This window comes from Halobellus sp. GM3 (assembly GCF_052545375.1).
The window spans coordinates 135,893-150,862 of the sequence record NZ_JBQWLT010000002.1 but is presented as its reverse complement, the minus strand read 5'-3'; the positions used below and the strand labels follow the sequence as shown (position 1 = coordinate 150,862).

General features: G+C 56.8%; 11 protein-coding genes. 5 read left to right on the top strand and 6 right to left on the bottom strand.

Going from position 1 to position 14,970, the window contains the following annotated elements:
• Positions 1-102 precede the first annotated feature (102 nt).
• From ACT3HL_RS03495 to ACT3HL_RS03485, 3 genes are all read left to right on the top strand, one after another.
• The gene (locus tag ACT3HL_RS03495) at positions 103-855 is read left to right on the top strand and encodes an IclR family transcriptional regulator domain-containing protein (protein WP_445085423.1); all 753 of its coding nucleotides are present in this window, start codon (positions 103-105) and stop codon (positions 853-855) included.
• A gap of 240 nt (positions 856-1,095) precedes the next feature.
• Complete coding sequence (locus ACT3HL_RS03490) at positions 1,096-2,562, top strand: amidase family protein (protein ID WP_445085422.1); 1,467 nt, start codon at positions 1,096-1,098, stop codon at positions 2,560-2,562.
• A 261-nt stretch (positions 2,563-2,823) separates the two neighbouring features.
• Positions 2,824-3,969: an LLM class flavin-dependent oxidoreductase gene (locus ACT3HL_RS03485; RefSeq protein ID WP_445085421.1), complete on the top strand. Its 1,146-nt coding sequence runs from the start codon at positions 2,824-2,826 to the stop codon at positions 3,967-3,969.
• Between the two features lie 128 nt (positions 3,970-4,097).
• Here the strand turns inward: ACT3HL_RS03485 and ACT3HL_RS03480 are convergent, their stop codons facing one another.
• From ACT3HL_RS03480 to ACT3HL_RS03470, 3 genes are all read right to left on the bottom strand, one after another.
• Positions 4,098-5,039, bottom strand: a complete 942-nt coding sequence (locus tag ACT3HL_RS03480; protein ID WP_445085420.1) for an alpha/beta fold hydrolase — start codon at positions 5,037-5,039, stop codon at positions 4,098-4,100.
• A gap of 170 nt (positions 5,040-5,209) precedes the next feature.
• Positions 5,210-6,046: an ABC transporter permease subunit gene (locus ACT3HL_RS03475; RefSeq protein WP_445085419.1), complete on the bottom strand. Its 837-nt coding sequence runs from the start codon at positions 6,044-6,046 to the stop codon at positions 5,210-5,212.
• A gap of 84 nt (positions 6,047-6,130) precedes the next feature.
• Entirely contained in the window at positions 6,131-7,108 is a 978-nt protein-coding gene (locus ACT3HL_RS03470) for an ABC transporter permease subunit (RefSeq protein ID WP_445085418.1), read from the bottom strand.
• A gap of 715 nt (positions 7,109-7,823) precedes the next feature.
• Between ACT3HL_RS03470 and ACT3HL_RS03465 the strand changes: the two genes are divergently transcribed.
• Positions 7,824-9,467 carry an ABC transporter substrate-binding protein gene (locus tag ACT3HL_RS03465; protein ID WP_445085417.1) on the top strand — a complete coding sequence of 548 codons (1,644 nt, stop codon included), beginning with the start codon at positions 7,824-7,826 and terminating at the stop codon, positions 9,465-9,467.
• A gap of 398 nt (positions 9,468-9,865) precedes the next feature.
• On the opposite strand, the gene ACT3HL_RS03460 is transcribed toward ACT3HL_RS03465, so the two are convergent.
• The 3 genes from ACT3HL_RS03460 to ACT3HL_RS03450 all read right to left on the bottom strand — a co-directional run bounded on the left by ACT3HL_RS03460 (position 9,866) and on the right by ACT3HL_RS03450 (position 13,112).
• Positions 9,866-10,954: an oligopeptide/dipeptide ABC transporter ATP-binding protein gene (locus ACT3HL_RS03460; protein WP_445085416.1), complete on the bottom strand. Its 1,089-nt coding sequence runs from the start codon at positions 10,952-10,954 to the stop codon at positions 9,866-9,868.
• The gene (locus ACT3HL_RS03455) at positions 10,947-11,915 is read right to left on the bottom strand and encodes an oligopeptide/dipeptide ABC transporter ATP-binding protein (protein ID WP_445085415.1); all 969 of its coding nucleotides are present in this window, start codon (positions 11,913-11,915) and stop codon (positions 10,947-10,949) included. Before ACT3HL_RS03455 ends, ACT3HL_RS03460 begins: the two co-directional genes overlap by 8 nt.
• Positions 11,916-12,389: 474 nt before the next feature.
• Positions 12,390-13,112 carry a fumarylacetoacetate hydrolase family protein gene (locus tag ACT3HL_RS03450; RefSeq protein ID WP_445085414.1) on the bottom strand — a complete coding sequence of 241 codons (723 nt, stop codon included), beginning with the start codon at positions 13,110-13,112 and terminating at the stop codon, positions 12,390-12,392.
• 426 nt (positions 13,113-13,538) lie between these two features.
• Between ACT3HL_RS03450 and aceB the strand changes: the two genes are divergently transcribed.
• Entirely contained in the window at positions 13,539-14,846 is a 1,308-nt protein-coding gene (gene aceB / locus ACT3HL_RS03445; protein WP_445085786.1) for a malate synthase AceB, read from the top strand.
• Positions 14,847-14,970 lie beyond the last annotated feature (124 nt).

The window sequence follows — 14,970 nt, the reverse complement described above, 5'->3', positions numbered from 1 at the left end:
GACGACCGGCCACAAACGTGGTGTGTTCGCAGGCGACCGAATTGATACGACATATACGAATAGAAACCAACGTTTATTATTCCTCGGTTTCTGGTGGAGTGTATGAGTCACGGTCAATTATCAACGATCAAGATCGCGTTCGACATCTTGGAGCATCTGGGAGATGAGAACCTGTCCACACCGACAGAAATCGCGGAAGCGCTTGATATGCCGTTGAGTACAGTCCATGGGTACCTCTCGACCCTAGAGTCGATCGGGTATCTGCAGAGTCAGAATGGGAGGTACCAAGTGAGCGCAACCACGCTCGAGATCGGGGTAAACGCGAGAAAGAACGACGCGCTCTACAACGTCAGTAAGCCCATCATCGAGAACCTCGCCGAGGACCTGAAAGAACAGGCCACGATCATAACACGGGAAGGCACCGATGCAATCGTGTACTACACTCTCCACGAAAACAACGACATCTATCTCGACACGTATCCTGGCCTCTCACTCCCTCCACACGCCACGGCGGCGGGGAAAACGACGCTCGCGTTTTTGCCCCCCGATCGTCGCGAGGCGGCGATCGAGAAGATTACCTTCGAACCACTGACTCGCTTTACGATAACTGACAGAGAGGAATTTGAGAAGGAACTCGAAACGGTTCGTAACGACAAAATCGCTGATGTTCACGAGGAGTACAAACTCGGAATCTCGGCGCTTGGTGCACCGGTGTTTTCAGACGACACGCTCGTTGGCGCCGTCTGCGTAGCCGCGCCCGAAAAACGGATGTCCCGTCAGTCGTTCAAACGGGAAGCGACGAGGAAGGTAGAAACAGCCTCGAACACCATCGAAGTGAACCTACGGAATTACTGACCAACCGGAATTTTCGACCGCGGGGTCGGCGCATCAGATCGCCTCGAGTACACATATCGTGGTTCGCTGTACCGAGATTCGATGCGATAGATTCGATATAACGGAATGGTCGCGAGTCTTCGCAAGTAGGGGCCTCTCTGGGCAGAGCAGACTCACTGGTGGGCAAGAACCAAATAATATTTATACTAGATCTGACGAACGCCACAGTTACTATTACCCTCACCGGAAAATGAAATCAGTATGGACGAACGAATCGCTTACGCAAGCAGTTCCGAGTTGCTGGCGCAAATCGGTCGCGGCCAGTGTACTCCGAGTGACGTAGTCGATGCCCATCTACAAAACATCGAAGCGCGCAATCCCCGACTCAACGCGTACGTGACCGTTCTGGACGATGAGGCTCGGACCGAAGCGAAACGACTCGAACGGGCGGTCCAGAACGGAGAGACGCCGGGTCCACTCCACGGCGTATCGGTTGCGGTGAAAGACCTCTCGGCATTCAAGGCGGGGTGCCGACACACGTTTGGATCTGAACTGTTCGCAGACCACGTTCCGGAGGAGGACTCGATCGTCGTTGAACGGTTCGAACGCGCAGGAGCGATCGTTCTTGGGAAAACGAACACGCCGGAATTCGGCCACAAGGGGACGACGGAAAACTCGTTGTTCGGGCGAACCGCAAATCCGTTCGCACTGGAACGAACTGCCGGCGGGTCGTCCGGGGGAACGGCAGCAGCCGTCGCTGCCGGATTAGCAACGGTCGGTCAGGGATCTGACGCAGCCGGATCCGTACGAATTCCAGCGAGCGCCTGTAGTCTGGTCGGGCTGAAACCGTCACCCGGACGGATTCCGACGCGGTCCCGCCCGAACGCATTCGAGGGCATCACTCCGTTCGTCGATCTCGGTCCGATAACTCGGACGGTCGAAGATGCGGCACGCGTACTCGATGTCGTCTCCGGACCACACGCGGACGATCCGATGAGTCTCCCGGCCCCGAGTGACCGCTTTATCGATGCCAAAAGCGATAGTATCAGAGATCTCTCCATCGCCTATAGTCGGACGTTGGACGGGTTGTTTCCGATCGACTCGCAGGTCTCGGACGTCGTCGAGGCGCGAATCGATGACCTCGAGGACGCCGGGGCACGGACGGTGGCGGTCGATCCCCCCATCGGGATCTCGTACGAACGCCTCAACGAGGCGTTCACAACGGGGCTCGAGGTACGTACGGCGTCGAGATATCGGCAATTCCGTGACGAATTTGATATCGATTTGCTGGCGGAGGACTCTGTCAGTGACCCCATTCAGGCGCGTATCGAGGCAGGAATGTCCCTATCTGCGGATGAGGTCACTCAGGCGAATGAAGTGCGGACAGAACTCTACGACGCCGTCCAGCAGACTCTGACCGATCACGACGTGATCGTAACACCGACACTTTCCGTGCCGCCGTTTATCGACGATGGATCGTGGCCGTTCCCGACCGCCGTTGATGGGACGGAGATCCACTCCCACCACGGATGGACGCTTACTTGGCCGTTCAATATGACCGGGAATCCAGCGGCTTCGTACCCTGCCGGATTCACCGCGGAGGGTTTGCCGATCGGGCTCCAAGTAATCGGTCAGCGCCACGATGAGCGGACGGTGCTGACTATAGGCTTTGCACTCGAACGAATACACCCGTGGCACCACGTCTACGCGGAGACGATCATCGGATGAATGTGTTACACTCCCGGTGGACGGTACCGGTCTTAGGCTCTCACTGAGACGTACCGTTCGTAGACACATTCGTAATTGAAGCTGTACCCCTCATTCGTGCGGATGCGGATTTCAGAGTCGGTTGAGGACAGGGAACTGACGCTAGGGTGGTCGAGGATGGCTATCGGGAGGTTTGCGCCCAATACTCATACTCGTCCTATCAGTCTCACCGGCCCGGGGCCACAAGTAGATTTAAATGGGCCGGTGGCAATGCTATCTTTCATGGAAGTCCATGTCTTCCACCTAATGCCGTGGACAGAGGTAGAGGACGAAGTCGCCTGGCCGTTTTCGGATGACCAGTACGACCCTGACATCGGAGAGGAACTATACCAAGATTACATCGACCAGCTGGAATACTGTGAGGAGTTGGGGTTTGATGCACTCGCTCTGAACGAACACCACTATTCCGCGTACGGGCTGATGCCGTCGCCTAACCTCATCGCGACCGCACTGGCTGACCGGACGAGTGATATCAAAATCGGCGTGTACGGAAACGTCCTTCCGCTCCGGGGTCACCCGGTCAGAGTGGCTGAGGAAACTGCGATGATCGACAACATCAGTGAGGGTCGACTCATCAGCGGATTTGTACGCGGTGTTCCCTCGGAGTACGCAGCGTACGGAGTCGATCCGAACCAGTCCCGATCCAGATTCGAAGAGGCATGGGCGTTGATCATCAAAGCTTGGACCGAAGAGGAGCCCTTCGACTGGGATGGGGAGCACTACCAGTACGACGACGTCTACATCTGGCCCCGACCAACGCAGGACCCACACCCACCGCTGTGGATGCCTGCTGAAAGTGAGCGATCGATCCGTTTCGCCGTAGAACGGAAGGTACCCATCGCTCGAACCATCGCGACGCCTCAGAACGTCTCGAACACGTTCAACCAGTACCGCCGAATCGCTCAAGAAGAGCACAACTGGACGCCGGGCGACGAGCACTTCGGCATCTCCCGTATGGTGTACGTTGGCGAAACGGACGAGGCAGCGATTGCGGAGTCGAAAGAACACATCGAATACTACTACGACAAGTTGCTTGGCGGTCTCTACCGGTCCGGCGCCGTCAAAGCCGTCGGAGATTCCGAGTACCGGGAGGACAACGCATTCGAGTACGAAGAGATGGCAACCTCGCGCGACGAAAAAGGCCGCAAAGCGATGGAAGCCGACTTCGACGAACTCCACGAGACCGGCGAGGTCATCGTTGGAAGCCCCGAAACCGTCATCGAAAAGATAGAGGACCAATACGAGATCACCGGCGGATTCAACCGACTCATCACCCGGTTCCAGTTCGGGACGCTCTCGCACGAGAAAGCCATTGAGAATGCGGAACGCTTCGCTGACGAAGTCTACCCCGAAATCGAAAACCTGTAATCGAGACCGGGCAACCGCGCTGTCTGAAACAGCCGAAGCTATAGTAGCGTTTGCCAGTCTTCGCTCACCCGATCACACGCTGTCGTGCGATCGGATGTGCACTCAGTTGCAAACGCTACTATAGACGTTCACTCTGAACGGAGTGGTCTATCACCCGCAAGATCGGCAAATTCGGTGACCACTCTGGCGAACTCCTCAGGGTACTCCCTGAACGGAAGGTGGCCACACTGGTTTATGACCCGCAGTCGTATCGTCTCATCGGCGGCTGAGAGCATATCGAACAGCGCGGTTCCAGCTGAGAGCGAGACCGTCACGTCGTTTCGACCCCAGCAGACGAGGGTCGGAACCGATAGTTCGCCGTTCGCGATTCGTTTGTGCGCGTCCGAGATCGTCGAAGCGAGCGATGTTGCGAACGTCTCACCGGCTTCTCCCTCGAAAGCCTCATCGATGCGACGGGACTCGTCCGTACAGGCCATCCGAGCAGTGGCATCTAGGTCCGCATCCGTGACGTGATCCGTCGAGTAAGAGTACGTCCCGTATCGGTACTCCGCCCGTTCACGTTCCCGTTCGACGCTTCCGTCAGCGGGGGGAATACCGCGATTGAGTCGAGACATCCTGTGTCCGAGGTCGCCCTTCGCCGGTGAGATAGTGGCGCTGTTGAGCAGGGTCACTGTTTCGATCCGGTCTGTCTCCTCAAGTGCGGCAACTGCCGCCACTCCGGCACCGCGAGAGGACCCCACGAGGTGGTAGCGTTCGATTCCGACCGCGTCGATGAATCCTCGCGCGTGCTCGACCGCTTCAGGGAACACGAACCGGTCAGTGTCGGCTGGGGCGCCAGTCAGTCCGCAGCCAAGTCGGTCGAACGCGTACACGCGGAAATGCTCGGCCAAGTGCGAAAGCGCCGGTACCCACGTGTTCGCACTGCTTGACCCTCCCCAAGTACCGCCGTGAATCAGGACGAGCGCTGGACCCTCCCCGAGTTCGTAATATCTCGTCTCCAATCCGTCGACGGTAACGAAGCGGGGTTCGTAGTCGCCGATCGCGCCATCGTCCGGTACGCTAGTCGACATACCCGGTCCACGTCGAGTGTCCACCTAAGAGTAACGGCTTTTCGATCTGCTACCCGCCGGGAAGACTCTACCCCCGGGATAGCACCGATCAGGCGGTGATCCCAGTCGCGAACTGGGGTTCGTGATCGCGGTCGTCGTGCGTCGAGCACAGCGAAGATCGGTCGGTTGATTCAGACGCGCGCGTCGTCGGTAGTACCCTCGACGTTTTCTTCGAGCGCCCGCGTGATAACGAACAGGCTCCAGATGAACAACCACAGCGCGATGGATGGCGCGAGCACCCACCACCAGGCTCTGGTGAACAGAGCGGCGTTGAAGACGTCGTGGAGCATTACACCCCACGAAACCATCGTCGGATCGCCGAGCCCGAGGAAGCTCAGACTCGCTTCCAAGAGAATCCCCCACGTGGCCCCGAACATAAAGTAGACGACGATAAGCGGAAGCAGATTCGGAAGGATGTGGAAGTACATTATTTTGAAGTGCGATGTCCCAACCGCTCTCGAGCTCTTTACGAAATCCTGTTCTTTGAGCGAGAGCGTCTCCGACCGAGTGACACGGGCGATCGTACGCCAGAGGACGATCCCGATCACGATGATGATATTCGTCAAACCGCGTCCGCCCACGGCGACGTAGACAATGGCGAACGGATAGAAGGGAAGTCCGTACATCAGATCGGTGATACCCATAAACAGGGAGTCGATACGTCCTCCGAAGTATCCCGAGATGAGACCGATGTTCATCCCGATAAACACCACCATCAACGCGGCACCGCCGCCGACGATGACAGAGACGCGGAACGAATTGATCACCTGACTCAAGACACTGTATCCCGCTTCGGTCGTTCCGAGGGGGAACTGCAGGCTCGGAGATACGAGACCGACGTATTCCCCACTGCTAGTCGTTTGTGTTATGTACGGGCCAGGGATGGGAAGCATCGGGCCGATGAGGGCGAGGCCGAGGTATGCGAGCAGAATCGACAGGGCCGTCTTCCGCAGTTTGGACTCGAACACCGGCGAAACGAACGACCGAGCAGAGTATAGCGATCGATAGAACCGCTCAGTATAGCGTTTCCGTGTGTTTCGGTTGACCATTGTCTAGGACCTCCCGTAGGTAATTCGCGGATCAAGGTAACCGTACAACAGGTCGATTAACAGGTTCGCCGTGATGACGATGACGCCGATGAGCATAAACGCCGCCTGTGCGAGCGGATAATCCTGTCTGTTGACCGCTAGAATAAGTTCACGACCGATGCCAGGCCACGAGAAGACCACCTCGATGAGTATCACGCCACCGAATGCGATGGCGACGAGGGTAGCCGAATACGTGACGAGCGGCAACAAACTGTTTTTCGCCGCGTGGTTTCTGATGTCCTCCTCGTGCAGCCCCTTGAGACGGTGGAGACCGATGTAGTCTGCGGACCGTTGGGTGACCATATTCCCGCGCATCAGTAAGTACGGGTCAGATAGATAATGCAAGATAACAGTCAGGAACGGAAGTACGGCGTATTTATATAGGGATGGGGTGGTCACCAGTTCCTTTGCTCCCGCATTTTCTGCCGAAATCGGACCCATTCCTCCCGTGGGGAACCAACCGAGCCAGTAGGAAAATATCATCAGGAGAACCAGCCCCGTAACGAAGTGAGGGATCGCACGGAGCGAAAGGAACGTGTACGAGCCCAGTCGCTCCTTGAACGAGCCTTTCTCCCACCCCAAGCGCGCTCCGAACACGTAGGCGCCAAGAACAACGAGTGACATCCCGGGCAACATAATGATGAGGGTGTTGAGAAGTCTGGGATACAGCACCGACAGTACCGGATCTTGGTAGAAGAATGAAACGCCCAAGTCTCCTCTTAGCGCATTTACCAAGAATAGATAGTACTGTTCGTGGAGCGGTTGGTTGAGCCCGAACTGCTCCAGCATACTCTGTCTCGCCTCATCGGAAAATGTCCCCGTCACCAGCATCGCCGTAGGATCGCCAGGCATCACCCTAAACATAAAGAAAATGATAGTAAGTAGGGAGAATAATACGAGGAAGTACCGTCCAAGCCGTTTTAGTATGAATTTTACTGGCATATACCCTTACCCCGATTATTCAACAGCAATTATAAAAACGTTTCCCAAGTGGCAGCGGTCCGCTTCGAGCAATCACGCTGTCTGATCGGTTACTATGCCTGTCGAATGGGACATAGATTCAAACCCGCTCCTCCAGAACCGGCCCCGCCCGTATGGATGCCAGCACTGTGTCTCATCACGGGGCTATGTTTATAATAGCGTTTGCAACTGATTGCACAGCCGACCGCACGCCGTCGTGCGGTCGAGTGTGTAAAGACGTGCAAACGCTACGATAGGTAAGCGATTACTGGCCGGAAAACCGCGAGCGGGCGAGACTGGATGGATTCGTCTCTCGAGAAGACGGGCGACGGTATTGTGCGTTTGCGCGCACATCCGATCGAACGACCGTGCCAATCAAGTGAGCGAAAACTGGCAAACGCTACTATTGGACCGCAGGACGGGCAATGCGGACCGCAGCGAGCCCATCGAGCCGAGCGCTCGATTCTCTCCACACAGTCCCAACGATCTCACCCCTCACGAAACAGTGCCGTCGCGAGTAGGGAAAATAGTACAAGTGTAACGCCGCCAACTAGACGTGAGAGGTATCACAGTGGACTGCGCCCTACTGGGTTCAAAGACCGTTTCCAGTGACCAACTCACGGGAGGAGTTTTACTATCGAATCGGTGCCGTGTAGACTCCGATAGATATATGTATTGGGATTGTGAGTTCGTGGATATGGTTAATGATAGTGAGGAATACAGGTATAACCGTCGGACATTTTTAAAAACCGGCGCGGTAGGGACATCGATCGCGATGGCCGGGTGTACGGGAGGCGGCAACACGCCGGGTGGCGAACAGGTCCCAACAATTCAGATCAAAGCGCCACAGTTCAAAAATTACGTCCCCATTACTCGAGAACTGGCAAAACAGTGGGAGCGTGGCCTGGGGATTACGACCAATCTTGAGACCTTGTCATGGTCGACCTACCTCTCGGATATTTACACGGGAGGAGAGTTCGAGCACATCGCTCAGAACACGTTTGGACCTTCCCCTGACCGGATCGATCCGGAGTTCTATCTGTCCCTATGTCAGTCAGAAAACACGCTGAACATCTCGCGGTACGAGAACAGCGAATACGACGAGAAATATAGCGAACTGACGACGACGTACGACGACGAACGACGGAACGAACTGATAACCGAACTCCAGAACATCTGGTTCGAGGATCTCCCCCGAATGTCGGTGTTCCGTCCGTATATGACGACGCCAGTGAATACAAACCTCTGGGACATTCCACCAACGAACACGGTTGGCGTTCACATTTCGGCGAGTAAATCGTGGTTCGAGGCGACGCAGCAGGGCGGTGAGAGTACCCTAATTATCGGTGGAGAGGGCCAGTACCAGTCACCAAACCCACTCGCCCCGTCCGGCAACCCACAGCAGTTCCTGTTCAAACTCTCCTACGACACGCTGCGGAGAGTCAACCTAGACGGCGAGTTCGAGAACTGGGCGGTCCAAGAATTCAACGTTCGGGACGACACCACAATCGACCTCTACCTCCGCGAAGATATGTCCTTCCACGACGGGGAGGACGTCACCGCGGAGGACCTGAAGTTCACGTTCGACCTGCTCACCGAGAACAGCTTCCCGAAATACGATCCGCACACGGCGAGCATCGACAGCACCGAAATAAGAGACGACGGTGCCGTCAGGGTGAACCTCTCGCAACCTGACGCCCAGTTCCTCCGTTCTGCGTCCGTGTTCCTGCCAGTTCTCCCCGAGCACATCTGGAGTGGTGCAGCCGAATCCGACGAACCCGTCACTTGGGACCTCGCTCCGGAAGACCACATCGGAAGCGGACCCATGGCGGTCGAAAGCGTCGCCACCGACCGGGTCGAATTCAGCACGAACGAGGATCACTGGGCCGCACCGGACTACGACGGCATCATCTACATCGCCCGAGGAAGCCTCGAGGCCCTTCGAGCAGACCTCGAGGAAGAGAACATCCACGTAACGATGACTGCACCCGACCCCAACCGTGCGGCTGAGATGGCCGAGCCAGACAGTATCGAGGTCGCAACCTCGCCCGGCCTCTCGACAGGCGAGTGGGTGTTCAGGATGGACCAGCCACCGTTCGACGACATCGCGATGCGAAAGGCGATTCGCCACGCGACCGACGCGAGCAAAATCGTTGAAGTGTATATGAACGGCCAGGCGGACATTCCGGACGGAACCGTCGTTCACCCCCAGCAGAGGTGGGGAACTGACGAGCACCCATCGATGGCCGAAACCTTCAGTCGCGATAAGGCACGCTCGGTGCTCGAGGAGGCCGGCTACGGATGGGACGACGACGGCCAGCTCTACTATCCAGAAGAGTAGACGACTTGAATTCGCACGACCAGGATCACTTTTTCGCGGCGGTCGACGTAATAGGTCGATAGCTGCTTCAACAGACGAACCCCTGATCCTTCTGCCCATCCCCACCAGCCTCCTTCACTGGAAGTGAGATCTCCTAGTCACTATTTTGACGCGGGTCCACTCGTCTCCCTCGCCGCAGTCATTGGGAGTCAGGAGGCCGACCAACCGTTGAACCCGCTCCCACGGTCCCGGTCATTGCGTTCAGCCAGAAACTGGGAGTGACCACACTGGTCAGATGGGAGAGATTCCCGTCGGATCCCACAGCCCGTCCCGATCGAAACCCGTTGCTGCGGTACGTCCTGAGGTGAGAACGCCGTCCAGACGAGATGGAGTAAACCGAAAACAGTACTCCTGTCGTTCTACTGGTCGCTCCCGTCGGATTCGAATACCGTTTGCCCCCCGTCAGTGGTCACCTCTTTCTCTGACGCTCGCTGATTCCCAACGTCGGGCATCTTTGACCCGTCGATGGTCTTGTCGTGGTGAAGGTAGCAGGCGACGTTGCGACCTTCGGCTTCGGCGAGCGCTGGTTTTTCTTTCGAGCAGGAATCCATCGAATCGGGGCACCGGGGGTGAAAGGGGCAACCAGAAGGAACCGTGGAATCGTCGTGTTCTCGATCCGGGAGGATAACGCGTTTTCGTTTGGTCCGTAGATCCGGAAGACTGTCGATGAGCGCCCGTGTGTACGGATGTTTCGGATCGTGAATGATCTCCTCGGCCGTTCCCTCCTCGACGACGTTTCCGCGATACATAACCCCGACGCGATCCGAAACTAGGTTGATCATAGAGAGGTCGTGTGAGATGTACAGCATCGTGAAATCATACCGATCCTGAAGGTTGTCGAGCATTCTGAGGATACCCGCTTGAATGGATACGTCAAGCATCGACATAGGTTCGTCTGCAACCACGAACTCTGGTTCCACGATCAGTGCACGAGCGATGTTGATCCGCTGGCGCTGCCCGCCGGACAGTTGGTCGGGATACGCATAGAGGAACTCCTTAGGCGGTCGAAGCCCGAGTTCGGCGAGCAGGTCGGCGACTCGGTCCTCCAACTCGGAGTGAGAGAGATCCCTGAAATTTCGAAGCGGCTCCGACACGAGCTTGAAGATCGTCTTTTTCGGGTTGAGCGTGGAATAGGGATCTTGGAAGATGATCTGGGCATCCTCGCGGAAACTGCGCAGTTCGGACCGCGAGTACTCGGTGATGTCTTCACCATTGAAGTAAATGCTTCCAGACGTCGGTTCTTCCAGACGAAGCACTGTTTCACCGAGCGTCGACTTCCCCGAACCGCTCTCCCCCACGAGCCCGTACACCTCTCCTCGTTCAATCTCAATATCGACGCCGTCGACGGCGCGTACGACCTCATCGTTCCCGAACAACGACGAGATGAACGTCCCCGAACCGTAGTTCTTTTGCAGTTTTTCGGTGACGACGTGACGACTATCACTCATAGACCCAGGTCACCTCCGAAGACGAGGCCTGATCGCGAAGCACGCTGGCCTCGCCAGCGCGATAGCAGGCTGCTTCGATACCGTCACGGACGGCTTCCAAAGGCGGGTGGGCCGTTTCGCACTCCTCGGTCGCAAACGGACATTTGTCGATGAATCGACACTCGTCCTTGATCGAGCGGAGGTCCGGCGGGTTCATATCCATGCGAATCAGCTCTTTCGGATCGCCGTGGATGCTCGGCAGTGATCCGCGGAGGCCCATCGTATAGGGGTGAGACGGCTCGGAAAACAACTGCCGACTCGGCCCCCGTTCGACGATCTTCCCACCGTACATCACCGATAACGTATCGCAGGTTTCGACGAGGTCGGCGATATCGTGCGAGACAAAAAGCACGGAGATACCGAACTCGTCCCGATACCGCTCTAGATCGTTCAGTATCCGGTCTCGAGTGAGAACGTCCAATCCTGTCGTCGGTTCGTCTGCGATGATCAAATCGGGTTCCAGCACCAGTGACATAGCGAAGACAACGCGCTGGCGCATACCGCCGGAAAGCTGATGTGGGTAATCGTTCAGACGCTGCGGACTGATATTGACGATGTCGAGGACCTCTTCAGCTCGCTTTCGGGCCTCCTTATCGCTGTGGTCGCGGTGAGCCTGAATTGATTCGATGATTTGATCGCCGATTCGAGACACCGGATCGAGACTCCCCATTGCGTTTTGTGGAATGAACGCGACCGTTTCCCACCGTATCTCGCGGAGCCGCTCCTCGGACACCTCGAGTATGTTTTCGCCGTTTACGAGGATTTGGCCGGACTCGACCACGGCGTTGTCTGAGAGAGACCTGACGATACTCTCCGTGAGAGTGGACTTGCCACACCCCGACTCCCCGAGCAACCCCCGTATCTCGCGGTCATCGATATCGAGATCGACCCCGTCTACTGCATGGACCTTTCCGTCGCTCACCTCATACGACACGCGCAGGTCCGTAATTGATAAAACTGACATCCTCGTTCTTCCTCTCACGTACAAAATCGAACTGGATAAAGATTCCCCTCAGGGACCGCGTGGCAGTACTATTGGGGTTCCGTTCTGAACGCCGTTCGTTCGGTTCGAGTATCTGTATAACTGCATCCGTTTATTCGGACCAGTCTCCGTGCGTATCGCCGGGTCGATCGTGAGGAGTGACTCACAGGTATTGGCGGCGGTGACCCGCCGCGGCCAAGTACGGGGAGAAACGGGGGCTTCAAGAACGAGCGGTCAAGACTCTGACCGCGCGGTGCGGACAATTCTCGAGTTGTTGGTTCGCCGCCCCGATCGAATTCGTCGACGAACAGTTCGCTCAGTCCCTCCGAGAGAGGACCACGAGAATCGATCGAACGCAACTTCTCGACCGGATAGTGCGTCGACTAGACGCGTTTCTTATCGGAAGAGACCCCGTTAGACTGTCTCCTCGACGACGGAGTTTCGGAGGGTGCCGATCTCTTCGTACGTGATCTCGACATCGTCTCCGGGTTCGATCGTTCCCGGATTCGCCGGACTCCCGAAGGCGACGACGTCACCCGGAAGCAACGTGAACCGGCGCGAGAGGAACGAGATGACCTCGTAGGGGTCGAACAACATTGATTCTGTATTGGCGTCTTGGCGTACCTCGCCGTTGATTTCCGTCTTCATATCGAGTGTACGCGGATCGAGGTCCGTCTCGAGCCACGGGCCCAAGGGTCCGGAGGTGTCGAACGCCTTTCGAGCTGTCCGTCCAGATTGATCGAGGGCGTCGACATCGTTCAAGATGGTGTATCCTCGGACCTTCGCCGGGACGTCCGCGGTGTCGACGTCTCGACATCGCTCGTCGATCACCGCCGCGAGTTCCCCCGCGTAGGTCAGTTCCCCCGTCCAAGACGGGTATCGGATCAACCGTTCGGGCCCGATCAGGGAGGCGGGCGGTTTGATGAAGAAGTCGGGTACCTCTGGGCGGTCGTAGTCCATCTGATCAAGCGTCTCGACGTAGTTGCGGCCGACACAGTACAGCGCCGACGGCAAACAGGGATAGGTGAGGGATCCATCGCGACCAACGACGTACGTTCCATCGTCGGCGGTGACAACGCCGTCCGCATAGCGGCCGCTGACAGGTCCTTTCGGTGTCTGAATCCGTGCGATTCGCATAGCTTCTGTTACAGAGTCGAGGTGAAAGTTCCGTCGGAGTCGGTACACTGCACTCAGAAGACGGTTACTGCCTTTTTACTCTGGCCCTGCCGAGACGGTCGCGTTCAGATACGTTGATGCCATACGAGAGCGAACGAACTCAGCCACTCGTTAGCAGTTTCTGCCTCTACCTTGCTGAACTTAAAAATATGACACTTAGATATTCATCCGCTGAGAAACACGTCAAACGCTGCCTTCCAAGTCATACATCGTTCGTATTTAAACTCGAGCGGCGTCCGCAAACCGCAGCGAGCCCATCGAATCGAGCGCGCCGGAACATTCGAGGTATTCTCCACACCGGCTCTAACGAGTGTCCCCATCTTTAGCAGCAAACTCGTTGCTCGGTAAATTTAATGCCTTCCTGTGGAACCCATAAACGTGGTTGATATGAACGTTAATAGACACTACACACGAGAGTTCGTGCGTACGTTCTTTACATCGCCAGCTGCCGTTGACGGTGAAGACGATTCAGCTAAGATGCTCAGGAATGCGGCCCAACTCAGAGGAATGCAGGCTCCGGACGTCTGGGTCCCGGACAACGAGGACGCGACGGCGCCACCGATGCGTACAGAAGGGGTTGAGAACGTCATCGAAATCGTCGCCGAATACGGTCGTGATTTCCCCGGTGAGATCCACCCGCGCGTCGTGTGGCACCGCGAGGATGCGACAACGCGATATCTGGGTTTTCAGCAGATCCTGAAGATCACCACTTCCGACAGCGGTGCGATCGAACACGTCGATGGCTTCGTTATCCCCGAGGTGGGGGACATCGACGACTGGAAGAAGGCCGACGAGTGCCTCACAATCGCCGAAACCGAGGCCGGGATCGAAGTGGGGAGCCTCTCTATGTCTGTGATCGTCGAGTCCGGCGAGGCCGAGTTAGCGCTGACGGACCTTCGCGAGGAGATGGGAAAGCCTTCCAACAATCTTGAACGCCTGTTCTTGCTCGTCGACGGCCAAGTCGATTACACCAAAGATATGCGCGCAATGACGCCGACCGGCGAACTACCGTCATGGCCAGCACTACGTCACAACACGTCTCGAAGTGCTAGCGCGACCGGGCTGATCGCGGTTGACGGCCCATACGACGACATCCGCAACATCGATGGCTACCACGAACGGATGGAGGAGAACCGCGCGAAGGGAATAGTCGGGATCTGGTCGCTGACGCCCGGGCAGGTCGTCGCGGCGAACAAAGCGCCTCTTCCCCCGACGCGTGGAAGCTGGCTTCTGGAAGTAAACGGGCGGCAAATACCACTCGAAGATGAAGACGACCGTCAGGTCTACCAAGGTGACGAGCTCGGACTCAAAGAGACCGGCGATGGCCGGTATGTCCTCCGTTTTAGCGATGACAAACGTTCTCTCACCGTCGAGGAACTCCACGAGACACTTCAGGACCTGACCTCGTACATCCCCAGTATGAACGACATCGTTGACTCGACGGAGGAGTTCGAGACGGCCAAGGCGGCCGGAAAAGGCGCAGTCTCGATGACCCAGTCGACGACGCTTGTCATCGACGGGATCAAAGTCGATCTCACCAAGGATCGGATGTGGGACAAGGCGACGTATCAAGCCGTACAAACCCCGATATTCCTGTTCCAATACGTATACGAGAACCGTCCCGATCAGCACGAAGAACTCGCGGAAATGTATGGAACCGACACCGTCGAACGTGCGATGGCTGTCGGTAACTGAGACTGTCGTCGGCAGCTGATTGTATACTACGTTTGCAACTGATTGCATATCCGACCGCACGCCGTCGTGCGGTCGAGTGTGTCAAGACTTGCAAACACGACTATAGATAACGAATGTGTGGCGT

What these genes read in the sequence shown, in the direction of transcription:
- ACT3HL_RS03495 (WP_445085423.1), top strand. Translation starts at nt 103, where the DNA reads ATGAGTCACGGTCAATTATCAACGATCAAGATCGCGTTCGACATCTTG.
- ACT3HL_RS03490 (WP_445085422.1), top strand. Translation starts at nt 1,096, where the DNA reads ATGGACGAACGAATCGCTTACGCAAGCAGTTCCGAGTTGCTGGCGCAA.
- ACT3HL_RS03485 (WP_445085421.1), top strand. Translation starts at nt 2,824, where the DNA reads ATGGAAGTCCATGTCTTCCACCTAATGCCGTGGACAGAGGTAGAGGAC.
- ACT3HL_RS03480 (WP_445085420.1), bottom strand. Translation starts at nt 5,039, where the DNA reads ATGTCGACTAGCGTACCGGACGATGGCGCGATCGGCGACTACGAACCC.
- ACT3HL_RS03470 (WP_445085418.1), bottom strand. Translation starts at nt 7,108, where the DNA reads ATGCCAGTAAAATTCATACTAAAACGGCTTGGACGGTACTTCCTCGTA.
- ACT3HL_RS03465 (WP_445085417.1), top strand. Translation starts at nt 7,824, where the DNA reads ATGGTTAATGATAGTGAGGAATACAGGTATAACCGTCGGACATTTTTA.
- ACT3HL_RS03460 (WP_445085416.1), bottom strand. Translation starts at nt 10,954, where the DNA reads ATGAGTGATAGTCGTCACGTCGTCACCGAAAAACTGCAAAAGAACTAC.
- ACT3HL_RS03450 (WP_445085414.1), bottom strand. Translation starts at nt 13,112, where the DNA reads ATGCGAATCGCACGGATTCAGACACCGAAAGGACCTGTCAGCGGCCGC.
- aceB (WP_445085786.1), top strand. Translation starts at nt 13,539, where the DNA reads ATGAACGTTAATAGACACTACACACGAGAGTTCGTGCGTACGTTCTTT.